This is a genomic window from Loktanella salsilacus (genome assembly GCF_900114485.1).
Classification (GTDB): Bacteria; Pseudomonadota; Alphaproteobacteria; order Rhodobacterales; family Rhodobacteraceae; genus Loktanella; species Loktanella salsilacus.
Map to the genome: position 1 here is coordinate 180885 of NZ_FOTF01000005.1, position 22787 is coordinate 203671.

A 22787-nucleotide genomic window follows, 5' to 3' on the forward strand; every position below is an offset into this window, starting at 1 on the left:
TGCGATTGACAATTCGCGCGGCGCGACTTCAACGTGGCCCATGGAACAGCGCACGCCCTTGATTAATCCGGTCCTGATTGCAGGCTGCGTCATCATCATGACAGGCTTTGCGATCCGGGCCTCCTTTGGTGTCTTTCAGATCCCGATCGCGACTGAATTTGGCTGGCCAAGAGCTGAGTTCAGCCTTGCGATCGCGATCCAGAACCTTGCTTGGGGTTTCGGCCAGCCGTTCTTTGGCGCGATTGCCGAACGCATGGGCGACCGCAAGGCGATCATCCTTGGCGCGTTGTTCTATGCCATCGGCCTTGTGCTGTCAGCCGGGGCGACGACACCGCTCGCGGCGCAAATGACGGAAATTCTGGTTGGTTTTGGTATCGCGGGCACAGGCTTTGGCGTTATTCTGGCCGTCGTGGGCCGCGCGGCAAGTGACGACAATCGGTCCATGGCGCTTGCCGTCGCAACAGCGGCGGGATCGGCGGGGCAAGTCTTTGGCGCGCCGCTGGCGGAATTTTTGCTAACGCTGATGTCGTGGCAGTCGGTCTTTGTCGTCTTTGCCGCGCTAATCTTGTCGTCGCTGGCCGTGCTGCCGATGATGCGCAGCCCTGCGCCCGCATCCAAGGCAGAGCTTGAGGAAAGCATGGGCACGATTTTGACCCGTGCCCTGCGCGATCCGTCCTTTACGATGATCTTTGTCGGGTTCTTTTCCTGCGGCTATCAGCTTGGCTTTATCACCGCCCATTTTCCCGCCTTCATCACCGAGATTTGCGGGCCGATCATGGCGGGCGGCATCCTTGCCGGGCTTGGGATTACCACGACAAGCACCTTGGGTGCCGTTGCGATTTCGCTGATCGGTCTGGCGAATATCGGCGGCACCTTGATGGCAGGCTGGGCAGGTAAGCGGTTCCCGCGCAAATATCTGCTGGCGGGCATCTATACCGCGCGCACGGTCGTCGCGGCGGCGTTTATCCTGATGCCGATGACACCTGCGACGGTCATCATCTTTAGCCTCGCGATGGGCAGCCTGTGGCTTGCCACAGTGCCGCTGACCTCTGGCCTTGTCGCGCATCTGTACGGGCTGCGTTACATGGGCACGCTGTATGGCATCGTCTTTTTCTCGCACCAAGTGGGCAGCTTCATGGGCGTCTGGCTGGGCGGGCGGCTGTATGACGCCTTTGGCAGCTATACCGCCGTGTGGTGGATCGGCGTGGGCGTGGGCGCCTTTAGCGCCATCGTCCACCTGCCGATCCGCGAACGCCGGATAGACCTTGTGCCCGCCTAGTCCTTTTGGCGCAGGATATTCACGATCTCTGCCGCATGGCTGCGGGGCAAGGCATGTCCCGCGCCCGGCACCACATCCTGCACCGTATTGCGGTTCCACTGCGCCATAAGCCCCAGCGCCTGTAGCGGGATCGCCTGATCCTGACCGCCCCAAATCGCGGTGACGGGAATATCCTCTCGTCCGATGGTGCGCAGCGCATCCTCTTGGCTTTCCATCAAGAAATGCCGCCGGCTGGACAGCACGGCCGCCAAATAGCCGCGCTGGTTCAGTTGTGCACGCTGCATCGCCTCTAGCGGATTGCCCGGCGCGATGTCTGCCAGCACCCGGTTTGCGCCAAAGGTACCGACCAGCCAATCGCCGAGGACAGGCACGCGGCGGGCGATCTGCCAAAAGGACGATTCATTGATCTTCAGCCCAGCACTGGCCAGCAACACCAGCCGCCCCACCCGGTGCGGCTGCGCCGCGGCAAAGGCGGACACGATCGCGCCGCCCATGGAATAGCCCATCAGGGTCACGTCATCGCCGATGTTCTGATCCGTCAGCACATCATCCAGCTGGCGCAGGAAAAACGCCGTATCCTGCGGCCCGCGCACAGCGTCCGACAGCCCGCGCCCATACAGATCATAGGCCAGCACGCGGTAACCCAGCGCGCCCAACTCTTCTGCCAAGGCATCATAGACCTGCGAAGGCGTGGTCAGCCCGTGCACAGCCACAATCACCGGGCCGCGCACTGGGCCATACCAGCGAATATAGGTCTCGCCCTGCGTCAGGGTCGCCATCTGGCCCGGGGCTGCTTTGCGGGCGGCGTCGCTGGCCGGTTGGCGCTTGGATTCGTAATAGATCGGCAGAAAGGCAAAGACAGCCAGAAGCCCCAGAATAAAGGCGGCGATCATGATGCAGCCCGCCCGGATTGCGTGTTGGGAAGGATGAAATCAAGCATCAGCAACAGCCCTTAAAATGTAATCGGCCGTCATCAGGTCCAGATGCGCGCCGCCGCCATTCTTGAATAGGGTAATTTCGTCATCTGTGCGGCGCTGGAATGACGACAATTCGTAGTAATCCGCGATCACATGGGCGGGGGTGATGACGCCGCTGGCCAGCGGTGCCTTCAATTCCCCAATGTGTTCCATCGTGGTGTGGCGGTTGTCGACAAAGACCCGCGATTTTAGGATCGCGGCATCATCCGCTTCTCGCATGTCAGGACGGTAGGCACCAATCAGGTCGATATGTTGGCCCGGTTGCAGCCACTCGCCCATGATGATCGGCACCGTCGACATGGTGGCGCTGGTAACGATGTCGGCGGCGCGCACCGCCGTCTCCAGATCGCTAGCGACCTGCACACCGGGATTTTGCGCCGCGAACGTCTCTGCGCCAGCAGGCGAGCGGTTCCAGACGGTAAACTTTGCATCCGGAAAGGCTGCACCATAAGCGGCCAGCAGGCTGTGACCCACGGTCCCTGCCCCGACAATCAGGATGTTGCGGCTATCAGGCCGCGCCAGCCGCCGCGCCGCCAGCAGACTATCGCCCGCTGTCTTCCACTTCGTCACCAGCGCGAAATCAAGGATCGCCTGCAGGCTGCCATCATCATCCGACATCAGGTTGACCGCGCCGCCGACCATCGGCTTGCCCTTTGCCGGGTTGCCGGGGAAAATTGTCGCCGCTTTGACCAGCACCCCCAACCCCGCGATCCATGCGGACCGGTTCAGCAGCGTGTTGTCACCCTGATACAGGAACACATCCTCGACCTTAGCAGGCGGCAGATCATGTCCGGCGGCCAGTGCGTCCGTCAGCGCCAGCCAATCCAGATGCTGCTGCGCTTCAAAGGGGATCATGCGGGTCATTGTGCCTGCTCCTGCGTCAGCAGACCCTCTGCCACCAGCCGCGCGGCAAAGGCCGCCGGGCCGTCGAACAGATGTGTCTGCCAACCGCGCGCATCAGCGGCGCGGATATTGTCGATGCGGTCGTCTGTGAACAGCAGGCCCTTTGGTTCGGTGCCGCAGTCATCCTCTAGCATCTGGTAAATTTCTGCGTCCGGCTTGATGACGCCCATATGGCCAGAGATATAGCGGCGGTCGAAATCTTTCAGGAACGGATAGCGCTCCTCGGCAATCTCGAAGGTCTGGATGCCAAAGTTTGACAGCGCAAAACACGGCACGCCATCCGCGCGCAGGGCATGCAGCAGGCGCACAGAATGGGGGATCGACGGGCTGGCCATATCGGCCCAGTTGTCGTGCCACATCATGATTTCGGCGTGATATTTGGCGTTTGCAGCGGCAAAATCTGTGACCGCGTCGATGAACGTCTCGCCCCGGTCCACGCCGTCGTTCATGCCGTGCAAGTCTAGGGCTGCGAACATGTCGCGGCGACGCGCCTCGCCGACTTGGGCGTCATAGAAACGCTCTGGCTGCCATTCGATCAGGACATTGCCGATATCGAACACGACGGCTTTGACGGTGGCGGTGACGGGCATGGGTTATCCTTTGGCTGCGCGCAGCGCGCGTTCGAGGGCGTCAAGAAAGCGGGATCGGTCGGCCTTGGAAAACGGCTTGCCGCCGCCTTGCCGGAACGGATCGGCCGCGCGCATATCGGCCATCAGATCGCGCGTGGCCAGCACGTTGCCGATATTCGCTGTCGTCAGCGGCTCGCCATTATGTTTCAGCACCTGCGCGCCATTTTCAACGCAGCGGGCGGCCAACGGGATGTCACCGGTGATGACGACATCGCCCTTTGTGGCGCGGTCGGCGATCCACATATCGGCCACGTCAGGCCCGTCCGGCACCACGATGGTCTGCACGAGCGGATTGGGCGACGGGCGAATGCCGCCGTTTGAAACGACAAACATCTGCACCTTGTGGCGGGTGCCGACGCGTTCAATTTCCGCCTTTACCGGGCAAGCATCCGCGTCGACGTAAATCATGTGCGCCCCTTCGTGCAGACGATCATGCGTAAAGCGCCTGCGCATGAAAATCGACATGCTCTTCGATAAAGGACGCGATGAAGAAATAGCTGTGATCGTAACCCTTTTGTAAGCGGATCGTCGCATCCTGACGGCGCTGCGCACAAGCAGCGGCAAAGTCAGAGGTGTTCAACAATTCATAAAACTGATCGTCCGTGCCCTGATCCACCAGAAGGGGTCCATCAAAACCTTTGGCTTGCATCAGCAGGGTCGCATCATGGCCCGTCCAATCCGCATCCGCGCCCAGATACCCCGTGAACTGTTTGCGCCCCCAATCCGACGCCGCCGGGTGGCAGATCGGCGAGAAAGCCGAGGCGGAACGATAGCGCCCCGGATGCTTCATCGCGAGCGTCAGTGCGCCATGGCCGCCCATGGAATGGCCCGTGATGGCTTGGCGGTCCATATCCAGCGGAAACTCTGCCGCCAGCAGGTCGGTCAGATCGCGGGTGATATAGGATTCCATCTGGAAATGCGGTTTCCATGGGTCTTCGGTCGCGTCGATATAGAACCCGGCGCCCTGCCCCATGTCATAAGCGTCGTCGTTCGCGACACCTTCCCCGCGCGGGGATGTATCGGGAAACACGACCGCAATCCCCTGCGCCGCGCACCATTTCTGGGCACCAGCCTTGGTCATGGCGTTTTCATGCGTGCAGGTCAGGCCGGATAAAAACCACAGCAGCGGCACTGGGCCAGTGGCGGCTTCCTCTGGCAGGAACAGGGCAAACGTCATGTCGGTGCCCGTGGCCGCGCTGGTGTGGGTGTAAACGCCTTGGGTGCCGCCAAAGCAGCGGTTTGTGGATTTGGTTTCCATGGCAATCGCCTCTCAACTGGTCGCTTAAGGGCTACCGCAGTCCCGCCCGGCTGTGAAGCCCGCGCCGCAGGCCTTACGGCAGATGCGTGACCAGTGCGATGACGCCCGATACCGTCAGAATGCTTAGCGCCGTCGACACCAAAATCGCCGCCGATACCCGCGTCGGCGCAACGCGGTAATGCTGCGCCAGCATATAGACGTTGCCAGCAACGGGCAGCGACGCCGCCGCGATCATCACACCAGCGGCGTAGGTGTCGACGTCGAAAACCACCAGCGCAAAGAACGCCACGGACGCCGGGTGCAGCGCCAGTTTGCAGGTGGACAGCCAAAGCGCGACCGACATCCGCTCTGCCGATTTGGTGGCTAGCGATGCCCCAATGGCAAACAGCGCACCGGGGGTCGCCGCCCCGCCAAGGATCGACACGAATTCATTCAATGGCTTAGGGATCGGCAGGGCCAAGGCGGACACGGACAGGCCCAAAACGATGGACACGATCATCGGGTTCTTGATCAACCCCATCGCCACGGTTTTTAGCACGCCAATATGCAGCCGCCCATCGCGGCTGCCGGTGATCAGGATCACAATCAGGCTGCCAAAAACGATCAAATCGACCGACAGCACCATCATGTTCGGCCCGATCGCATCGGCCCCCAGCAGCAGCGTCAGCATGGGAATGCCCAGAAAGCCAACATTGCCGATCACCGCGACCTGCGCCTCGACCGCAGCTTCTGCGATGGACAGCTTTCGGATCATCGCGACGACAGTGGCAAGGATGTAGATCGCGCCGGTGCCGCACAGGTATGCCAGCACGAAGGACAGATCGAACACCTCTGACAGCGTCAGGTTCGCGGAAAACCGGAACAGCAGCGCTGAAAGGGCAAAGTAAAAGATGAACTTGGTCAGATAGGCAGTGGCTTCCTCCGAGAAGAACCCCGTGCGCCCCGCGCCATAGCCAAGGCCGATGATCGCGAAAAACGGCAGGGTTTGCAGGAAGATGGCCAGCACGTCAGTCAAACGCCCCCGTCACCCGGCCCAGCACCATAAATGCGCGGGCTGACCGGGTATCGGCAAGCTGCGCGATTTCCTCGTCACTCGCCTCGGGCTCGAAATTAACCAAGCCTTTGTCGAACAGCCGCAGGAAATGGTGGGCTGCGTCGCGGAAAATCGTATCTTCGCGCATCCGTCCTGCCGACAACGCCAGCGAACTGCGGTCGCGGATCCCGCCCAGCGCGGCCATCGACCGGCCCCGCTCGCCCATGGCAAAGCGGCGCCACACCTCGGGCCGGGCTCGGTCCGGCGTCAGATCGTCCATGTAAATGCCGTCTTGGGACAGCAGCGTCAGCACATCCTGCGCAGCCTGCACCAATTGGCGGGCCGTCCGATCCTTAAGCGCGCGGCGCAGCGCGTCAAAGCCCGGCACGTCCTTGTCGTTGTCCGGAAAGTTCAGCGCCCGGATGAAATCAATGCGCGGCAATGGCGGCGCGGTGTCTTCGGCCTGCGTGCCCAGCGCCAACGTCGCTTGGTTATCGGACCCCACCTGGCGCACCGAGGTGATCGTGACCTTCGGCTTTGACGCATCCCGAGAGGTCGTGAAGGTCGCCAGCGTCGATTCTGTCTTACGCGCCGTCTGCGCGATCTCGTTCAGCTTCGCCTCGACCGTGGGGGCGGCGGCGCTGCTTTTGCGGTCCGCGACATAGGCCGCGCGCAGCGCGTCCACCGCAGCCTGCAGTCGGGCCGATTCGTCCTTCATCACGCGGGTCGTGCGGGCGGCGGTTGCGGCCACCCAAAACATCGCGACGGGCAGGAAAACCGCCATAATCAGCACAAGAATCTGCAACGGCCCCGCCCCTACAGGCGCGGCCGGCATGAAAAACGCAAACAAACCCACAGCCACGACCCAGACCGCGCTCAGGCCAATGGCCAGCAGCTCGACCGTGGTCAGGCCAGTATCATTCACGAATACAGTATTGCGCTGGCCTTGGGCCATGGGTCCGCTCGCCACTTATTTAAATTCGATCTTTGTAATCTCGTAGGCTTTATCGCCGCCGGGTGTGCGCACTTCGACGCTGTCACCTTCGTCCTTGCCGATCAAGGCACGGGCCAGCGGGGATTTCATGTTCAGACGGCCCTGTTCGATGTCGGCCTCGTATTCGCCAACGATCTGAAAGACCTTCTTTTCATCGGTGTCTTCATCCACCAGATGCACGGTCGCACCAAATTTCACAGTGCCCGACATCTTGGCCGGGTTGATCACGTCAGCCAGCGAAATAACGCCTTCCAGCTCTTTCACGCGGCCTTCGATAAAGGACTGCTTTTCCTTGGCGGAATGGTATTCGGCGTTTTCGGACAAGTCGCCATGCTCGCGCGCTTCGGAAATCGCGCGAATAATCGATGGGCGCTCCACCGACTTCAGGTGCTTCAGCTCTTCATCCAGCTTTTTATAGCCAGCTGCGGTCAGCGGGATCTTTTCCATGTGCGTGGGGCCCCTTTGGCGGCAGGTTGCATCAATCGGACGTTCATACCGTATTGGGGCAGTGCAAAGTCAAGCGCAAGACGCGACCGTATGTCCTGCGCGGGCAGTTGCTTCTAGACTGTGCCAATTTAACGTGGTGTCGTGATTGCCGGGCAAGCCGGTGTCCTGTAACCCGGTCAGCAACATAATTTCACGACCGTCAGAGGGGGTTACGACCATGGCCGATACGCAGCGCGAAACAATGGAATACGACGTCGTCATCGTGGGCGCAGGCCCGGCAGGCTTGTCGGCCGCGATCCGGCTCAAGCAACTTGATGCCGATTTGAATGTTGTCGTGCTGGAAAAAGGGTCAGAAGTCGGCGCGCATATCCTGTCCGGCGCCGTGCTGGACACCTGCGGCCTTGATCACCTGATGCCCGATTGGAAAGAACGCGGCGCGCCGATCACCGTGCCCGTGAAAGAAGACAACTTCTATCTGCTGGGCGAAGCAGGCAAAATCCGCGTGCCGAACTTCCCCATGCCGCCGCTGATGAACAACCACGGCAACTATATCGTATCAATGGGCAACGTCTGCCGCTGGATGGCCGAACAGGCAGAGGCGCTTGGCGTCGAAATCTTCCCCGGCATGTCGTGTTCCGAACTGGTCTGGGGCGAAGACGGCCGCGTGGCCGGTGTCGTTGCCGGTGAATTTGGCCGCAACGCCGACGGCAGCGAAGGTCCGGGCTACGAGCCGGGGATGGAACTGCTGGGCAAATACGTCTTCTTGTCCGAAGGCGTGCGCGGGTCGCTGTCCAAGCAGGTCATCGCGAAATACGACCTTGCGAAGGATTCCGAGCCGCAGAAATACGGCCTTGGCATGAAAGAAATCTGGGAAATCGATCCCGCCAAGCACAAGCCCGGCACCGTCACCCACACGATGGGCTGGCCACTGGGCAAGAACGCTGGCGGCGGATCGTTCATCTATCACCTTGATAACAATCAGGTCTATGTCGGCTTTGTCGTCCACCTGAACTACAAAAACCCCTACCTGTTCCCCTACATGGAATTTCAGCGCTTCAAGCATCACCCAATGATCGCTGAACTGCTAGAAGGCGGCAAACGCGTTGCCTACGGCGCGCGCGCGATTTCCGAAGGCGGTTTCCAGTCGATCCCGCAGACCGCATTCCCCGGCGGCGCGCTGCTTGGCTGCTCTGCTGGCCTTGTGAACGTGCCCCGCATTAAGGGTAACCACAACGCCATGCTGTCCGGCATCCACGCGGCAGAGGCCGCCCATGACGCGATCAAGGCAGGCCGGTCCGGCGACACGCTGACCGATTACGACAAAGAGCTGAAATCCGGCCCCGTCGGCAAAGACCTGAAAAAAGTCCGCAACGTCAAACCGTTGTGGTCCAAGTATGGCCTGTTCCCGTCGCTTGCGATTGGCGGCTTTGACATGTGGACGAATACGATGGGCTTCAGCCTGCTGGGCACGCTTGGCCACGGTAAATCCGACGCCGAAGCGACCGAAAAAGCAGACAAGCACACGCCGATCACCTATCCTAAGCCGGATGGCAAACTGTCGTTCGACCGCCTGACCAACGTCGCGTTTTCCTTTACCAACCACGAAGAAAGCCAGCCGGCGCACCTGAAGCTGCTGGACCCTTCGATCCCGGTGGGCGTGAACCTGCCCGAATACGCCGGCCCCTCTGCCCGGTATTGCCCGGCGGGTGTCTACGAATTCGTCGGCACGGGCGAGGACACGAAGTTCCAGATCAACTTTCAGAACTGCGTCCACTGCAAAACCTGCGACATCAAGGACCCCAGCCAGAACATCAACTGGACCGTCCCGCAGGGCGGCGACGGCCCGAACTATCCCAACATGTAAGCATGGATTTGCGCGCTAATATTATCGAGCTGTTGGTCCTGCATACAGGCAAAAAACCTGATCGGATCAACAGCGCCGATATCTTTCGCGGAAATGGTTACGAGGGGGATGACGGCGATGAACTAATCGTCGCATTTTCAGAGGCGTTCGACGTCGACATTTCGACATTTAATCATGTTTTCCATTATATCGGTGACGAGCCTCCCGGTCATCGCCGCGTGTTTCCCGTCGACGCTGAGGGGAAGGAAATTCCCTTTGTGCCTGTAAGCGTCGACATGCTGGTTCACGCAGCAGAACAGCATAAATGGCATTATCCTTATCCAGAACATACGATCCGCATCACGTTACGGTCCCGCATTTTTCAGGCTGGATTGATTGCACTGGTTTCGGCAGGCGCCATAATTCTACTTCTAATGAAGTATTCCAACTTGTAGCCGCACGACCGGACGGGCAAAGGTCCGCCCGTTCAAGCCCCTGTGACCCCCACGTGATTGCGCATGTTTGGGCAGAAGCCTAGGCTGGCGTCTGAATAAACAGACAGGCGCACATCCGTGAAACGACTTATTTCGACTGGCACCCTTCTTGCTGGCCTTCTTTGCGCTGGCATGGGCATCGCGCAATCAGCGCAAGAGCCTACAGTGCAAGACCGTCAGTCCGGCGCTTATCTGGCCGCACGCAATGCTGCTGCAGCGGGTGATTTCGCCGCCGCCGCCGACTACTTTGGTCAGGCGCTGGTTGGCGATCCGCAAAACCCCTACCTGCTTGAAAACACCGCCATCGCCTTTGTGGCCTTGGGTGATTTTGCCAGCGCCGTGCCTGTTGCAGAGCAAATGCGCCTTGCCGGGATCGACAGCCAAGTCAGCAATATGATCTTGATCTGCGACGCGATTGTGCAGGGCGATTGGGACACGGTGATCACGGATTTCGCCGATGGTCGCACTGTCAGCCCCCTGTTTGACGGTCTGGTCAAAGGCTGGGCGATGCAGGGCCAAGGCGACATGACCCGCGCGTTGGAAGGCTTTGACGCCGTGATCGCGACCGAAGGCATGGCCGGCTACGGGTTGTTCCACAAGGCGCTAGCCTTGGCGTCTGTCGGTGACTTCGAAGGGGCAGAGGCGATCTTGTCGGGCAGCGGCCAAGGCTCTGCCAACTTCGGCCCCCGCGCCGCCATCGCCCATGCGCAGGTCTTGTCGCAACTGGGCCGCAACGATGACGCCAGCGCCCTGCTAACGACGGCCTTCGGCGACACCCTCGACCCTGCGATCGTCGCCTTGCAGGCCAAGCTGGGCAGCACCGAACCCGTGCCATTCGATCTGGTCACCAGCCCGCGTCAGGGCGTGGCAGAGGTCGCGTTTATGATCGCAGCCCTGCTGTCGACTGAAGCGCGAGAGGATTACACCCTGCAATACGCCCGCGTGGCGCAATATCTGGCCCCCGGCAACGCCGATGCGGCGATGTTGACGGCGGGATTGCTGCAAAACATGGGCCGTTATGATCTGGCCGCCGCCGCCTTTGCCACCGTGCCGCAGGACGATCCCAGCTTTGTGAACGCCGAAATCGGACGCATCGACACCCTGCGCCAGTCCGATCAAACCGATGTCGCAGCAGAGGTCGCCCAATCCTTGGCCCGCGCCCGCCCCGATCTGGCCTTTGTGCAGGCCCGCCTTGGCGATGTGCTGCGCGACAACGGTGACAACGACGGCGCGATCAAAGCCTATGGCGCGGCGCTGGACCTGTACCCTGAAAGCGACACGAACCGCTGGGTCGTCTATTACACCCGTGCGATTGTTGCCCATGACATCGGTGATTGGGACCAGGCCGAATCCGACTTCCGCGCCGCCCTTGCCATCAATCCTGACCAGCCGCAGGTGCTGAACTATCTGGGATATTCGCTGGTCGAACGCGGCGAAAAGCTGGACGAGGCGCTGGATATGATCGAACGCGCTGTCGCCGATCAGCCGGACAGCGGCGCTATCGTCGATTCGCTTGGCTGGGTGTATTTCCAACTGGGCCGCTATGACGACGCCATCGATCCGCTGGAACGCGCAGCTGTGCTAGAGGCGACCGACCCCATCGTGAACGACCACCTTGGCGACGCCTATTGGGCTGTCGGCCGCGAAAGAGAGGCCCGCTTTCAGTGGCTGCGCGCGCAATCCTTTGAGCCCGAAGAAGACCTTGCCGCCCGCATCCGTGCCAAGCTGGAGCGCGGCCTAGACGCCGTGCGCCAAGACGAAGGCTTGGACGCCACCCGCCCCGCGCTGACCGACGCCCGGCCATGAGCCGCCTGACGGCAACCGCACCGGCCAAGGTGAACCTGACGCTGCATATCACCGGGCAGCGGGATGATGGCTATCACCTGCTCGATTCGTTGGTGGTCTTTGCGGACGTTGGCGATCAGCTAACCGTGACGCCCAGCCCTGACCTGCGCCTGACCGTCGGCGGCCCCTTTGCCAGGGGCGTGCCGAACGATGACCGCAATTTGGTGATGCGGGCCGCCCGCGCCTTGGCCGATCTGCGCGGCGTCACCCATGGCGCGGCGATCAAGCTGGACAAATCGTTGCCCCATTCCGCAGGCATTGGCGGCGGATCATCTGATGCGGCAACCGCCCTTGGGATGCTCGCGACATTCTGGGACGTCGCCCCCCTGCCCGCCGATCACCCGGCAGCAGCGGCCCTTGGCGCCGATGTGCCCGTCTGCCTGTCCGGCCCCGGCCCGCTGCACATGCAGGGCATCGGCGACGACGTCGCACCAGCGCCCGCCTTGCCCGATTGCGCACTGGTACTGGTGAACCCCAAGGTCGAAGCCCCAACGCCGGCGGTCTTCAAGGCGCTGGCCTCGCGCCGCAATCCCACCATGACGACCCTGCCAGACGGTATGGATTTGGACGGTTTTGCCAAGTGGCTGTCGCAGCAGCGCAATGATCTACTGGCCCCCGCGCGCCAGATCGCGCCCGAAATTGACACCGTGCTGGCCCGCCTGCGCAAGCTGCCGAATATCAAAGCTGTGGGTCTGTCCGGTTCAGGTGCGACGTGCTGGGCGCTGGTCGCCGACATGGCCGCCGCCCGCCTTGCCGCCCGCGCGGTTCAGGTCGCTGAAATGGGATGGTGGGTCGCCCCCGCAGCGGTGCTGCGGGGCTAAGTAGCCTAGACCAGCCGCGCGACGACGTAGTCGGCCAAATCGGTCAGCATGCCCTTAATCTCGTGATCCGGCAGGGCGTTCAGCGCATCCTTCGCCCGCTCTGCCCACATCAGCGCGTCATCGCGGGTGCTGTCCAGCGTGCCATGCTGCTGCAACAGCGCCAGCGCATGTTCCAGATCGCCCGTTTCCTGCACGCGTTTTTCCAGCGTGCGGGTCCAGAACACCGTATCGGTGGTATCCCCCGCCGCGATGGCGCGGATCACGGGCATCGTCAGCTTGCCTTCGCGAAAGTCGTCGCCGATGTTTTTGCCAATGCCAGCACCGCCCTGCCAATCCAGCAGGTCGTCCACGATCTGAAACGCAATCCCCAGCGCATCACCGTAGGCATAAAGCGCGGCAATCTGATCCTCTGGCGCAGCGGCGATCACGCCGCCAACCTGCGTGGCGGCCGAAAACAGCGCCGCCGTCTTGCCGCGCACGACCTTCAGATAGGTATCTTCCGTCGTCTTGATATTGCGCGCCGCCGTCAGTTGCAGCACCTCGCCCTCTGCAATCGTGGCAGAGGCATTGGCAAGGATATCCAGCACGCGCAGCGATCCTGTTTCCACCATCAGCTGAAAGCTGCGGGCAAACAGGTAATCGCCGACCAACACGCTAGAGGTATTATCCCACAAGAGGTTTGCCGTGGGCCGCCCGCGCCGCTTGTCGCTTTCGTCGACCACGTCGTCATGCAGCAAGGTCGCGGTGTGAATAAATTCCACCGTCGCCGCCAGATGCACATGGAACGGGCCGTCATAGCCGCACATCCGCGCCGCCGCTAAGGTCAACATCGGGCGCAAACGCTTACCGCCAGCGCCAACCAGATGCGCTGTGACTTCGGGGATTCGCGGCGCATGTTCCGACGCCATCCGCGCCGCAATCATGTCATTCACGGCGGCCATATCATCGGCGAGGGCCGCGGCCAGACGTTCGTGGGGTTTGGTGGCGGCGTGATCAAGGCTCATGGTCGTTCCAGCACTGAATGGACAGGGCCGCATCTGCGCCCTAGATAAGGTTCCATGAAAGAACTGCTGCGCACCAACGACCCGACGGTCATCGCCCTCGCCACCGCCCTTCTGGACGCAGAGGATATAGACTGCTTTCAGTTTGACGTAAACATGAGCATCCTTGACGGCAGCATTGGCATATTGCCGCGCCGGGTCATGGTCGCCGACCGCGACCTGTTCATGGCCCGCGCCGTGATGAAAGATGCGGAAATCGAAATCACCCTTGACCGATGATCTAACACGCGACGCCTTTTTGGGCGGGCAGTTGCATCTGTGGCAGCCGCGCAGTGGCTACCGCGCGGGCCTTGATCCGGTCCTGCTTGCCGCCGCCGTGCCTGCCGTATCGGGGCAAAGCCTGCTTGATCTTGGTTGCGGCGCTGGTACCGCCATGCTTTGCGCCGCGACCCGCGTACCAGGCCTAATGTGCACAGGGATCGAACTGCAGGACAGCTACGCCGCCCTCGCCCGCCGCAACGCGGCAGAGGCTGGCATCACGGCCCAAATCCACACCGCCGACCTGCGGGATCTGCCCCTAGATATCCGCCAAACCCAATACGACCACGTCATCATGAACCCACCCTATTTCGAGCGTCACCGCGGCGCGACGTCCAGCGATCCCGGCCGCGACACGGGCCGTGGCGGCGCAACGCCGCTTGCCGATTGGCTCGAAACGGGCATCCGCCGCACCGCACCGCGCGGCACGCTGACGATCATTCAGCAAACCGCCCGCTTACATGAAATTTTGGCTATGCTTTATGGTCGCCTTGGCAGTGTGATCGTTCAACCACTGACCGCACGCCCGGGCCGCGCGCCGAATCTGGTCATGGTGCAAGCAAAACTGGGGGGACGCGCCGCGTTCCAGCTGTCCCAGCCGCTTATCTTACACGTTGGCGCGATACATAATCACGATGGCGACGATTACACCCCCGCCATCCGTGCAGTTCTACGTCACGGCGAAAAATTGCCGCTCGGCGGTTAATAACTTGGCAATAGTTGCGCAAGAAGGTGGGGATACGACCTGATTGCAGTCAAAACAGGTGACACAGCCTGATCCATATGCTGCAATGTAACTGTTCAATGACAGCAAAAGGAGCCGACCATGAGCTTGAGTTCGCACGTTGAGGAATTGAAGAAGAAACACCAAACCCTGTCCGATTCGGTAGAAAGCCTGCAGCGTAGCCCTGCCACCGACGACATGGAAATTGCGCGCCTGAAAAAGCAAAAGCTGATGCTCAAAGAAGAGATCGGCCGCCTGTCCCACTGACACCTTTTTCCGCGCTGGCCCGAGCGGCCAGTGCGGCACCCCCGACGATCAGAACAGTCGCCCAGATCAGCGACGGACTAGCAACAGCCTGCCCAGCCGCGATCAACACAAACGTCGACAGCACCGGTGCCGCATAAGACGCCGTACCAAGCAGCTGAATGTCACCGCGTTTGACCCCGATATCCCAAACGAAAAACGCAGCCCCAACGGGACCAAGGCCCAAGGCCACAACGGCGCACCAGCCTGCAAAGCTTGGCCAAACCGTGATTTCTGTGCCCACGTGCACCAGCGCGGACAACACTGCCGTCGCTGCGCAAAACACCGTCACACTGACCGTCGGCACCGTCTTCATCCGGCGCGACAAAACCGAATAGCTGGACCAAAACACCGCACACAGCAGCGCCAGCCCATATCCCGCCATCGCGCCGGGCTGCCCCGCGCCGCGTCCGCCCAAAATGATCAGCGCCGCCCCCGCAAATCCCAACACCGCGCCCAAGATATGACCCCGGCGCAGCACCTCGCCCGGCAACAATCCCGACATCAGCACAATCAGCAGGGGCCACAAATAGGCAATCAACCCCGCCTCGGCGGGCGGTGCCAAACGCAGCGCTGAAAAATAAAGCGCATGATAGCCAAACAAACCAAGGGTTCCGGCGGCGTAAACCCGCAGCGGTACCTGCCGCAACTGGCCCAGGCTGCCCGTCACCGCCCCCCAGATCAGCCCAACGCCCGCCCCCACGGCAAAGGTCAGCGCCGTCAGCTGGAACGGCGGTACTGGCACCGTGGCCACGGTCAGCACGGCCAACAGGGACCACAGCAGCACCGCCAAAAAGCCGATCAAAGTCGCCATGTTTCGCGTCATAGGGTCCCCAAAAGCAGAAAGGCCGGGAACATGTCCCGGCCTTTCGCTTAGCTGAAATCCCGCAGGATTACGTCATGTATTGACCGCCGTTGGCCGTAATTGTTGCGCCCGTAATGAAGGCTGCATCGTCGGATGCCAAGAATACCACCGCGCGGGCGATCTCCTCTGGCTCGCCCAAACGGCCCACGGGAATCGCGCCGACGATGGAATCCATCACCTTTTCAGGGATCGTCGCCATCATATCGGTGTTGATATAGCCGGGGCAGATCGCGTTGACCGTGATCCCGGCGCGCGCGCCCTCTTGGGCCAGCGATTTGGTCAGGCCGATATCGCCCGCCTTGGCAGCCGCGTAATTTGCCTGCGCAAACTGACCCTTCTGACCATTGATCGATGAGATCGTGATGATCCGCCCAAACTTACGTTCGCGCATGCCCGGCCAGACCGGATGCGTCATGTTGAAAACGCCCGTCAGATTGGTGCCGATGACCTCGTTCCACTGGTCTGGCGTCATCTTGTGAAAGGGCGCGTCGCGGGTGATTCCCGCATTGTTGACCAAGACTTCAACCGGGCCAATATCGGCTTCGATCTGTGCGATACCCGCCTTGCAGGCCTCGTAATTGCCAACGTCCCATTTATAGGTCTTGATACCGGTCTCGTCGGTGAAGGCTTTCGCCTTTTCGTCGTTCCCGGCGTAGGTCGCGGCGACGGTATATCCAGCGGCCTTCAGTGCGTGGCTAATGGCCCCGCCAATCCCCCGCGTTCCGCCCGTCACAAGTGCAACTCTCGCCATGGTTTATCCTCTTCCTCAGGTTGGAGTTTTAATTTTGCGCAGCTCTGCGCCATTTGTCAAAAGGCTAACCTATAATTTACGCAATTTTATTTCGCGGCACCCAAAATAGGGGTGCCGCGTTGGTCAAGGTCAGGGACGCTCAACACACATGGCAACGCCCATGCCGCCGCCGATGCACAGGGTCGCCAGACCCTTTTTCACGCCGCGGCGCTGCATTTCGAACAGCAGCGTGTTCAGCACCCGCGCGCCCGAGGCACCGATGGGGTGACCGATCGCAATCGCGCCGCCATTCACGTTGACGATTGCTGGGTCCCAGCCCATTTCTTTGTTCACAGCGCAAGCCTGCGCCGCGAATGCCTCGTTCGCCTCGACCAGCTCTAGGTCGGCGGCCTTCCAGCCAGCCTTTTCCAGCGCTTTGCGCGATGCGAAAATCGGGCCGACGCCCATGATCTTGGGGTCCAGACCGGCGGTTGCATATGACACGATCCGCGCCAAAGGCTCGATCCCGCGCTTTTCAGCCTCATCCGCCGTCATCAGCAAACAACCTGCCGCGCCGTCGTTCAAACCAGAGGCATTGGCCGCCGTGACAGAGCCATCCTTGGCAAAGGCCGGGCGCAGTTTCTGCATCGCTTCCATCGTCGCGCCATGGCGGATGTATTCGTCCGCATCCATCACCGTCTCGCCCTTGCGGGTTTTGATGGTGAAGGGAATGATCTCGTCCTTGAACTTGCCAGCCTTCTGCGCGGCCTCGGCCTTGTTCTGGGATCCGACGGCGAATTCATCCTGTTGATCACGGCTAATCTGATACTTTTCAGCCACGTTTTCAGCAGTTTGCCCCATGTGATAGCCGTTGAAGGCATCCCAAAGGCCGTCCTTGATCATCGTGTCGATGTACGACACATCGCCCATCTTATGACCCTGACGCAGGTTCGCGGCATGGGGCGACATGGACATATTTTCCTGTCCGCCAGCCGCGATGATAGACGCATCGCCGAGCTGGATATGCTGCGCCGCAATCGCCACAGCGCGCAGGCCAGAGCCGCAGACCTGATTCAGCGACCAAGCCGAGGATTCGATCGGCAAGCCGGCGTTGATATGCGCCTGACGCGCGGGGTTTTGGCCCTGCGCCGCGGTCAGCACCTGACCCAAAATGGTCTCGCTCACCTCTGACTTATCGATGCCCGCGCGTGCGACGATACCTTCCAGCATGGCGGCACCCAAATCATGGGCAGGCGTTGCGGCAAACGATCCAAGGAAGCTGCCGACAGCTGTGCGCCCGGCGGACGCGATCACGACGTTGGTCATGTTAACCCTTTCTAGCGGTTACAATGCGCAAAACGGGCACAATCAAGCGCACCCCCCTGCGCGATTGACCCAAATGTAGGCCGCTAAATTTTCAAGGGCAACGACAAGTATCAGGCAATGTCGAACTTCGGTGCACCGATATGATAACCTTGCAGACAATCCGCATTGATCCCCTGCAGCCACGCCGCATCCCGCGCGTTTTCGACCCCTTCGACGATGGCAAACATTTCGAACTGATGCGCAACGGTGACCAACGCCTCGACCAGCACCTGATTGTCGGGATCGTCAGCGATCCCTTTCACAAAGGTCTTGTCCACCTTCACCATGTCGAAAAAGAAATCCTTAAGATGCCGAAACGCCGTCATCCCACCGCCGAAGCCGTCCAGTGCAAAGGCCACGCCGCGCGGCTGCATATCCTCCATGAACCGCATCACCACCTCGTGCAGCATCATGGCAGAGGTTTCGCTAATCTCAAAAATCAGCCGATTCCCCAGCGCCCCGCGTTCTGACAATCCTGCTTCTAGCGTTTGTCGCCAGCGCCAATCGCCCAGCGACCGGGCCGACACGTTCACCGACAGCCGCATCCCCGGATGCTGCCGCAACATCCGCAGCGCCAGTTCCAGCGTCAGCACATCAATGCGGCGCCCGATTTCCGTATCCGCCACCTGCGGCATGAAATTCGCCGCCGGAATCACCCGTCCGGCGTCATCCAGCAGACGGATCAGCCCCTCGTAAAAGGCGACCTTTCCCATATCATTCGCCACAACAACCGGCTGAAACGCCAGCCGCGCCCGCCCCCGGTCCAGCGCATGTGTCACCAGCGCAGGCGTATCCGCGTCCCGACTAGCAAAAGCAAATTGCAGCGGATCTTCGAATTGTTCCTCTGGATCGGGGATAGCATCGCGGCGGGGTTTAAGCATCTGACGGGTTCCATGCACGGGCCTTGCCACATTGGACGCACGCCCCCAACACCACGTTAAGACCTAGCAGGAAAGTGGCCCCATGACCCTGACACGTTGCGCCTGGGCCGGGGATGACCCGATCTATCAAGCCTACCATGACACCGAATGGGGCGTGCCCGAATACAACAGCCGTGCGCTGTGGGAAAAGCTGGTGCTTGACGGCTTTCAGGCCGGCCTGTCCTGGATCACCATCTTGAAAAAGCGCGACAATTTCCGCGCGGCCTTTGCCAATTTCGACCCCAATATCGTGGCCACATGGGGCGAGGATGACATCACCCGCCTGCTGGCGAACCCCGGCATCATCCGCCATCGCGGCAAGATCGCAGCCACGATCACCAATGCGCAAGCCTGGCAAAAGATCGAGGCCGAGCAAGGCTTTGACCGCTTTTTATGGGATTACGTCGACGGTGCCCCGCTGCAAACGCACCGCGCCACAATGGCCGACGTGCCCGGCTTTACGCCGCTGTCGACGCAAATCTCAAAAGACCTCAAAAAGGCGGGGTTCAAGTTCTGCGGGCCAACAATCGTCTACGCCTTTATGCAGGCCTGCGGGCTGGTCAATGACCATATCATGACCTGCCACCGCCACGCGCCCTTAACAAAACCTTAACGCAACGCCCGTTTTACCCGCGGATAAGGTCAGTCCCAGCGGGTCAGCGCCGCCTCGTCATCATCCTTGGCGGCGACCCAATCGGCGCCTTCTGCGGTGACTTCTTTCTTCCAGAACGGCGCGCGGGATTTCAGATAATCCATCAGAAAATCCGCCGCCGCAAAGGCATCCGCCCGGTGGGCAGAGGCTGCCGCGACCATCATAATAGGCGCGCCGGGTGCCAACTGACCAAAGCGGTGAATCACCAAAGCATCCGCCAAGCTCCAGCGCTCCCGCGCCTCGGCCACGATTGCAGAAATCGCTTTTTCGGTCATGCCGGGGTAATGTTCGATCATCATATGCTGCAAACCGCCCGCCACATCGCGCACGATTCCAGTAAAGCTGACAACAGCGCCAGCGCCCTCTGCCCGCGCCGAAAAGGCGTTCAGCTCGACGCCTGCGTCAAAGACGCCCTCTTGGACCCGGACCTGCATCAGCCGCCCGTCATTGGCGGGAAAAATGCCACTTCGCGCACGCCGGCCAAGGGCGCATCGAAATCCGACAGCACCTGATCCAACGCCACCCGCAGGGCAGAGGTATCAGCAAAGGCGGCCGCATACCGCTCTTCGCGCGCCATAAGTTCTGCCACAAGCTCGTTCACCGTCGCCGCCTGCGTCTCGACCCGCTCGCGGGGCAGACCGATGCGCTCTCGCACCCATGCAAAATACATCACATCCATTAGCTATCCCTTAGATACGGCAGCGCTTTACGGAAATAGTCCCAGCCCGTCGCCAGCGTCAAAACGGCTGCCAACCACAGACCGACAACGCCCGTGTACCACGTCAGATGGGCACCCCAGCTTTTCCAGACCAGCCCCATTTCGTCTGAAATTTGACCGGCAAAGATCGCGTCGACCGTATCCGCATCCATGCCAAAAGACTGCATGACAAAATAATGCTCGAACGCGCCAGCTGCGAACAAAAACGCGATGGCCACCATCTGCGCCGTCGTCTTCCACTTCGCCAACTGCGTGACCTTCAGCAGCCCCGCCTTAGCCCCCAAAAACTCGCGCAGACCAGAGACAAAGACTTCGCGAAAGATAATGAATGTCGCAGGCAGCAAAATCCACGCATTCATGCCGGAAAAGCCCGTGATCACCAGCAGCGCAATCACCACCATCGCCTTATCGGCGATCGGGTCCAGCATTGCGCCAAACTTGCTTTCCTGCTTCCACGCCCGCGCCAGATACCCATCGACAAAGTCGGTCAAGGCAGCAACCACGAATAAAACCAGCGCAAACCAGTCCGCCCAAGGCCGTGCAAAGAACAAAAACATGATCGCCACAGCCGGAGCCGCCAGCAACCGCAAGATCGTCAGGATATTGGGCACATTCAATGTCATGGCGTCACCTTAGCTAGTGCCATTCAGATAAACCAGACGATGCGTGGCCCCTAGCCTTCTTCTGGTCAAAAATACCTCGGGGCTTGGGGCAGCGCCCTAACCCGATTATTCGCCGAAAAATCGGAAATTAGCCCAGCCTCAGCCATTCTCGTGAAAATAGTCGTAAATGGTCTGCGCCATACTCTGGCTTATCCCTGATACGGCCGTCAGGTCCGCCAAATTGGCCCGCGCCACAGCCTTGGCAGAGCCGAAATGCGCCAGCAGCGCCCGTTTGCGCGTCGCCCCGACACCCGGCACATCATCCAGCGGCGTCGCCCCGATCGCCTTGGCGCGTTTCGCCCGGTGGGTGCCGATGGCAAAGCGGTGCACTTCATCGCGCATGCGCTGAATGAAATACAGCACCGGATCATTGTGCCGCAGCGCCATGACGCTTTTGCCCGTGCGGTGGAATTCTTCCTTGCCCGCATCCCGGTCAATGCCCTTGGCCACGCCGACCATGGGCACATCACCCACGCCCAGCTTTTCCATAATCTCGCGCACCGCGCTCACCTGCCCAGCGCCGCCGTCGATCAGCAACAGGTCGGGCCAGGTGCCCGCCTTGCGGTCGGGGTCTTCTTTTAGCAGGCGTTGGAAACGGCGTGTCAGCACCTCTTTCATCATACCAAAGTCATCGCCCGGCGTCAGATCCTCGCCGCGGATATTGAACTTGCGATATTGGTTCTTCTCGAACCCGTCCGGACCGACGACGACCATCGCGCCAACGGCAAAGGCACCTTGAATGTGGCTGTTGTCATACACCTCGACCCGCTGAGGCGCTTTGGTCAGGTCAAACGCCTCGGCGACACCCTTTAACAAACGACTTTGTGTCGCGGTCTCGCTCATCTTGCGCGCAAGGCTCTCGCGCGCATTGCGCAGCGCGCCCTGCACCAGTTCGGCCTTTTCGCCGCGCTGGGGCACGATGATCTCGACCTTGCGCCCCAGTTTTTCAGCCAGCGCCTCTGACATCAGATCGTCGCTATCAAGGCCGTGGGACAGGATCACCATCTTCGGCGGCTCGCGGTCGGAATAGAACTGACCGACGAAAGCCTCCATCACCTCGGACGCGTCCTCTTCGCCGCTGATGCGGGGATAGTAGTCGTGGTTGCCCCAGTTCTGGTTGGCGCGGATAAAGAACACCTGCACGCAGGCCTGCCCGCCGTCGATATGCAGACCGATGATATCCGCCTCTTCGACATGCTTGGGGTTGATGCCCTGCGCCGTCTGCACCTGCGTCAGCGCCTTGATCCGGTCGCGCATCGCAGCGGCGCGCTCGAATTCCATCGCCTCTGACGCGGCGGCCATTTCAGCGGCTAGGGTTTGCTGAATGCCCTTGGTGCGGCCTGACAAAAACGCCTGCGCATCGCGGACAGAGGCTTTGTAGTCATCGCTTGTCACCAGACCGCAGCACGGGCCAGAGCACCGCTTGATCTGGTATTGCAGGCAGGGGCGAGTCCGTGTCTCGAAATCCTGATCCGTGCAGTTGCGCAGCAAGAACACACGCTGCAACTGGTTCAACGTCCGGTTCACCGCGCCCACACCGGCGAAGGGGCCGTAGTATTCACCCTTTTCCGTCTTGGCCCCGCGGTGCTTTTTGATCTGTGGCCAGTCATGGCCAGTCGTCACAAGGATATTCGGAAAGGACTTATCGTCGCGCAGCAGCACGTTGTAGCGCGGCTTAAGCTGCTTGATCAGGTTCTGCTCTAGCAGCAGCGCCTCTGTCTCTGTCCTTGTGGTCAGGACCATCATCATCTGCGTCTCGCGGATCATGCGGGCGATGCGGCCAGAATGTGGGCCCGGACGGCTGTAGTTACTGACCCGCGCTTTAAGGTTACGCGCCTTGCCGACATACAAAACCCGGCTTTCGCCATCCAGCATCCGGTACACACCCGGAGAGCTGTCGAGCGTCTTCACGAAGCCCGCGATATAGGCGTATCCGGTCAGCGGGGCGGCGTCTGGGGTCGCGTCTGGGGCGTCAGTCATGAAGGGTCCGTGATTCTGGAGTGGCT

General features: G+C 60.8%; 26 protein-coding genes. 9 read left to right on the plus strand and 17 right to left on the minus strand.

Annotated features, from left to right (window positions below):
- Nucleotides 1-40 precede the first annotated feature (40 nt).
- On the plus strand, nt 41-1279 hold the full coding sequence (locus tag BM131_RS06115; RefSeq protein WP_090187058.1) for an MFS transporter: 1239 nt from the start codon (nt 41-43) through the stop codon (nt 1277-1279).
- On the opposite strand, the gene BM131_RS06120 is transcribed toward BM131_RS06115, so the two are convergent.
- The 8 genes from BM131_RS06120 to greA form a co-directional block, all read right to left on the minus strand.
- Nucleotides 1276-2172, minus strand: a complete 897-nt coding sequence (locus BM131_RS06120; RefSeq protein WP_090187062.1) for an alpha/beta fold hydrolase — start codon at nt 2170-2172, stop codon at nt 1276-1278. The two genes, BM131_RS06115 and BM131_RS06120, sit on opposite strands and share 4 nt — an antisense overlap.
- A 39-nt stretch (nt 2173-2211) precedes the next feature.
- Nucleotides 2212-3120: an ornithine cyclodeaminase family protein gene (locus BM131_RS06125; protein WP_090187064.1), complete on the minus strand. Its 909-nt coding sequence runs from the start codon at nt 3118-3120 to the stop codon at nt 2212-2214.
- On the minus strand, nt 3117-3749 hold the full coding sequence (locus tag BM131_RS06130) for an HAD family hydrolase (protein ID WP_090187067.1): 633 nt from the start codon (nt 3747-3749) through the stop codon (nt 3117-3119). The genes BM131_RS06125 and BM131_RS06130 overlap by 4 nt, the downstream gene beginning before the upstream one ends.
- A 3-nt stretch (nt 3750-3752) precedes the next feature.
- The gene (locus BM131_RS06135) at nt 3753-4196 is read right to left on the minus strand and encodes a YaiI/YqxD family protein (protein ID WP_090187069.1); all 444 of its coding nucleotides are present in this window, start codon (nt 4194-4196) and stop codon (nt 3753-3755) included.
- Between the two features lie 22 nt (nt 4197-4218).
- Nucleotides 4219-5046, minus strand: a complete 828-nt coding sequence (gene fghA, locus BM131_RS06140; protein ID WP_090187072.1) for an S-formylglutathione hydrolase — start codon at nt 5044-5046, stop codon at nt 4219-4221.
- A 73-nt stretch (nt 5047-5119) separates the two neighbouring features.
- On the minus strand, nt 5120-6052 hold the full coding sequence (locus BM131_RS06145; RefSeq protein WP_090187222.1) for an AEC family transporter: 933 nt from the start codon (nt 6050-6052) through the stop codon (nt 5120-5122).
- A 1-nt stretch (nt 6053) separates the two neighbouring features.
- Nucleotides 6054-7049, minus strand: coding sequence for a hypothetical protein (locus BM131_RS06150; protein ID WP_372805440.1), 996 nt, complete (start codon nt 7047-7049; stop codon nt 6054-6056).
- Complete coding sequence (greA, locus tag BM131_RS06155; protein WP_090187076.1) at nt 7050-7520, minus strand: transcription elongation factor GreA; 471 nt, start codon at nt 7518-7520, stop codon at nt 7050-7052.
- 217 nt (nt 7521-7737) lie between these two features.
- Here greA and BM131_RS06160 point away from each other — a divergent pair, with 217 nt between their 5' ends.
- The 4 genes from BM131_RS06160 to BM131_RS06175 all read left to right on the plus strand — a co-directional run bounded on the left by BM131_RS06160 (nt 7738) and on the right by BM131_RS06175 (nt 12523).
- Nucleotides 7738-9384, plus strand: coding sequence for an electron transfer flavoprotein-ubiquinone oxidoreductase (locus tag BM131_RS06160; RefSeq protein ID WP_090187079.1), 1647 nt, complete (start codon nt 7738-7740; stop codon nt 9382-9384).
- A 2-nt stretch (nt 9385-9386) separates the two neighbouring features.
- Nucleotides 9387-9818, plus strand: a complete 432-nt coding sequence (locus tag BM131_RS06165; RefSeq protein WP_090187082.1) for a DUF1493 family protein — start codon at nt 9387-9389, stop codon at nt 9816-9818.
- A gap of 117 nt (nt 9819-9935) precedes the next feature.
- Complete coding sequence (locus BM131_RS06170; protein ID WP_245754150.1) at nt 9936-11663, plus strand: tetratricopeptide repeat protein; 1728 nt, start codon at nt 9936-9938, stop codon at nt 11661-11663.
- The gene (locus tag BM131_RS06175; RefSeq protein ID WP_090187085.1) at nt 11660-12523 is read left to right on the plus strand and encodes a 4-(cytidine 5'-diphospho)-2-C-methyl-D-erythritol kinase; all 864 of its coding nucleotides are present in this window, start codon (nt 11660-11662) and stop codon (nt 12521-12523) included. The genes BM131_RS06170 and BM131_RS06175 overlap by 4 nt, the downstream gene beginning before the upstream one ends.
- Nucleotides 12524-12528: 5 nt before the next feature.
- On the opposite strand, the gene BM131_RS06180 is transcribed toward BM131_RS06175, so the two are convergent.
- Nucleotides 12529-13527, minus strand: coding sequence for a polyprenyl synthetase family protein (locus BM131_RS06180; RefSeq protein WP_090187087.1), 999 nt, complete (start codon nt 13525-13527; stop codon nt 12529-12531).
- A gap of 54 nt (nt 13528-13581) precedes the next feature.
- Here BM131_RS06180 and BM131_RS06185 point away from each other — a divergent pair, with 54 nt between their 5' ends.
- From BM131_RS06185 to BM131_RS06195, 3 genes are all read left to right on the plus strand, one after another.
- Nucleotides 13582-13803: a putative signal transducing protein gene (locus BM131_RS06185; RefSeq protein ID WP_090187090.1), complete on the plus strand. Its 222-nt coding sequence runs from the start codon at nt 13582-13584 to the stop codon at nt 13801-13803.
- On the plus strand, nt 13793-14548 hold the full coding sequence (locus BM131_RS06190) for a tRNA1(Val) (adenine(37)-N6)-methyltransferase (protein ID WP_245754151.1): 756 nt from the start codon (nt 13793-13795) through the stop codon (nt 14546-14548). The genes BM131_RS06185 and BM131_RS06190 overlap by 11 nt, the downstream gene beginning before the upstream one ends.
- Nucleotides 14549-14668: 120 nt before the next feature.
- A complete protein-coding gene (locus BM131_RS06195; protein ID WP_090187095.1) occupies nt 14669-14833 on the plus strand; it encodes a YdcH family protein in 165 nt (54 codons plus the stop codon).
- Here BM131_RS06195 and yddG read toward each other — a convergent pair.
- The 4 genes from yddG to BM131_RS06215 all read right to left on the minus strand — a co-directional run bounded on the left by yddG (nt 14802) and on the right by BM131_RS06215 (nt 18710).
- Nucleotides 14802-15695 carry an aromatic amino acid exporter YddG gene (gene yddG, locus BM131_RS06200; RefSeq protein ID WP_090187098.1) on the minus strand — a complete coding sequence of 298 codons (894 nt, stop codon included), beginning with the start codon at nt 15693-15695 and terminating at the stop codon, nt 14802-14804. The genes BM131_RS06195 and yddG overlap by 32 nt on opposite strands.
- Nucleotides 15696-15762: 67 nt before the next feature.
- Nucleotides 15763-16485: an acetoacetyl-CoA reductase gene (phbB, locus tag BM131_RS06205; protein ID WP_090187101.1), complete on the minus strand. Its 723-nt coding sequence runs from the start codon at nt 16483-16485 to the stop codon at nt 15763-15765.
- A 129-nt stretch (nt 16486-16614) separates the two neighbouring features.
- On the minus strand, nt 16615-17790 hold the full coding sequence (locus tag BM131_RS06210) for an acetyl-CoA C-acetyltransferase (RefSeq protein ID WP_090187103.1): 1176 nt from the start codon (nt 17788-17790) through the stop codon (nt 16615-16617).
- 110 nt (nt 17791-17900) lie between these two features.
- Nucleotides 17901-18710 carry an EAL domain-containing protein gene (locus tag BM131_RS06215; RefSeq protein ID WP_090187106.1) on the minus strand — a complete coding sequence of 270 codons (810 nt, stop codon included), beginning with the start codon at nt 18708-18710 and terminating at the stop codon, nt 17901-17903.
- 88 nt (nt 18711-18798) lie between these two features.
- On the opposite strand from BM131_RS06215, the gene BM131_RS06220 reads away from it, so the two are divergent.
- Nucleotides 18799-19362: a DNA-3-methyladenine glycosylase I gene (locus BM131_RS06220; protein WP_090187229.1), complete on the plus strand. Its 564-nt coding sequence runs from the start codon at nt 18799-18801 to the stop codon at nt 19360-19362.
- Nucleotides 19363-19391: 29 nt separating this feature from the next.
- Here BM131_RS06220 and BM131_RS06225 read toward each other — a convergent pair whose 3' ends face one another.
- The 4 genes from BM131_RS06225 to uvrC form a co-directional block, all read right to left on the minus strand.
- Complete coding sequence (locus tag BM131_RS06225; RefSeq protein ID WP_090187108.1) at nt 19392-19835, minus strand: molybdenum cofactor biosynthesis protein MoaE; 444 nt, start codon at nt 19833-19835, stop codon at nt 19392-19394.
- The gene (moaD, locus tag BM131_RS06230; RefSeq protein ID WP_090187111.1) at nt 19835-20080 is read right to left on the minus strand and encodes a molybdopterin converting factor subunit 1; all 246 of its coding nucleotides are present in this window, start codon (nt 20078-20080) and stop codon (nt 19835-19837) included. The genes BM131_RS06225 and moaD overlap by 1 nt, the downstream gene beginning before the upstream one ends.
- Complete coding sequence (gene pgsA / locus BM131_RS06235) at nt 20080-20742, minus strand: CDP-diacylglycerol--glycerol-3-phosphate 3-phosphatidyltransferase (protein WP_090187114.1); 663 nt, start codon at nt 20740-20742, stop codon at nt 20080-20082. Before pgsA ends, moaD begins: the two co-directional genes overlap by 1 nt.
- Before the next feature lie 138 nt (nt 20743-20880).
- A complete protein-coding gene (uvrC, locus tag BM131_RS06240) occupies nt 20881-22761 on the minus strand; it encodes an excinuclease ABC subunit UvrC (RefSeq protein ID WP_090187117.1) in 1881 nt (626 codons plus the stop codon).
- Nucleotides 22762-22787: the final 26 nt, after the last annotated feature.

Coding starts and splice junctions, on each gene's coding strand:
- BM131_RS06115 (WP_090187058.1), top strand. CDS start 41: ATGGAACAGCGCACGCCCTTGATTAATCCGGTCCTGATTGCAGGCTGC.
- BM131_RS06120 (WP_090187062.1), bottom strand. CDS start 2,172: ATGATCGCCGCCTTTATTCTGGGGCTTCTGGCTGTCTTTGCCTTTCTG.
- BM131_RS06125 (WP_090187064.1), bottom strand. CDS start 3,120: ATGACCCGCATGATCCCCTTTGAAGCGCAGCAGCATCTGGATTGGCTG.
- BM131_RS06130 (WP_090187067.1), bottom strand. CDS start 3,749: ATGCCCGTCACCGCCACCGTCAAAGCCGTCGTGTTCGATATCGGCAAT.
- BM131_RS06135 (WP_090187069.1), bottom strand. CDS start 4,196: ATGATTTACGTCGACGCGGATGCTTGCCCGGTAAAGGCGGAAATTGAA.
- fghA (WP_090187072.1), bottom strand. CDS start 5,046: ATGGAAACCAAATCCACAAACCGCTGCTTTGGCGGCACCCAAGGCGTT.
- greA (WP_090187076.1), bottom strand. CDS start 7,520: ATGGAAAAGATCCCGCTGACCGCAGCTGGCTATAAAAAGCTGGATGAA.
- BM131_RS06160 (WP_090187079.1), top strand. CDS start 7,738: ATGGCCGATACGCAGCGCGAAACAATGGAATACGACGTCGTCATCGTG.
- BM131_RS06165 (WP_090187082.1), top strand. CDS start 9,387: ATGGATTTGCGCGCTAATATTATCGAGCTGTTGGTCCTGCATACAGGC.
- BM131_RS06175 (WP_090187085.1), top strand. CDS start 11,660: ATGAGCCGCCTGACGGCAACCGCACCGGCCAAGGTGAACCTGACGCTG.
- BM131_RS06180 (WP_090187087.1), bottom strand. CDS start 13,527: ATGAGCCTTGATCACGCCGCCACCAAACCCCACGAACGTCTGGCCGCG.
- BM131_RS06185 (WP_090187090.1), top strand. CDS start 13,582: ATGAAAGAACTGCTGCGCACCAACGACCCGACGGTCATCGCCCTCGCC.
- BM131_RS06195 (WP_090187095.1), top strand. CDS start 14,669: ATGAGCTTGAGTTCGCACGTTGAGGAATTGAAGAAGAAACACCAAACC.
- yddG (WP_090187098.1), bottom strand. CDS start 15,695: ATGACGCGAAACATGGCGACTTTGATCGGCTTTTTGGCGGTGCTGCTG.
- phbB (WP_090187101.1), bottom strand. CDS start 16,485: ATGGCGAGAGTTGCACTTGTGACGGGCGGAACGCGGGGGATTGGCGGG.
- BM131_RS06210 (WP_090187103.1), bottom strand. CDS start 17,790: ATGACCAACGTCGTGATCGCGTCCGCCGGGCGCACAGCTGTCGGCAGC.
- BM131_RS06215 (WP_090187106.1), bottom strand. CDS start 18,710: ATGCTTAAACCCCGCCGCGATGCTATCCCCGATCCAGAGGAACAATTC.
- BM131_RS06225 (WP_090187108.1), bottom strand. CDS start 19,835: ATGCAGGTCCGGGTCCAAGAGGGCGTCTTTGACGCAGGCGTCGAGCTG.
- moaD (WP_090187111.1), bottom strand. CDS start 20,080: ATGGATGTGATGTATTTTGCATGGGTGCGAGAGCGCATCGGTCTGCCC.
- pgsA (WP_090187114.1), bottom strand. CDS start 20,742: ATGACATTGAATGTGCCCAATATCCTGACGATCTTGCGGTTGCTGGCG.
- uvrC (WP_090187117.1), bottom strand. CDS start 22,761: ATGACTGACGCCCCAGACGCGACCCCAGACGCCGCCCCGCTGACCGGA.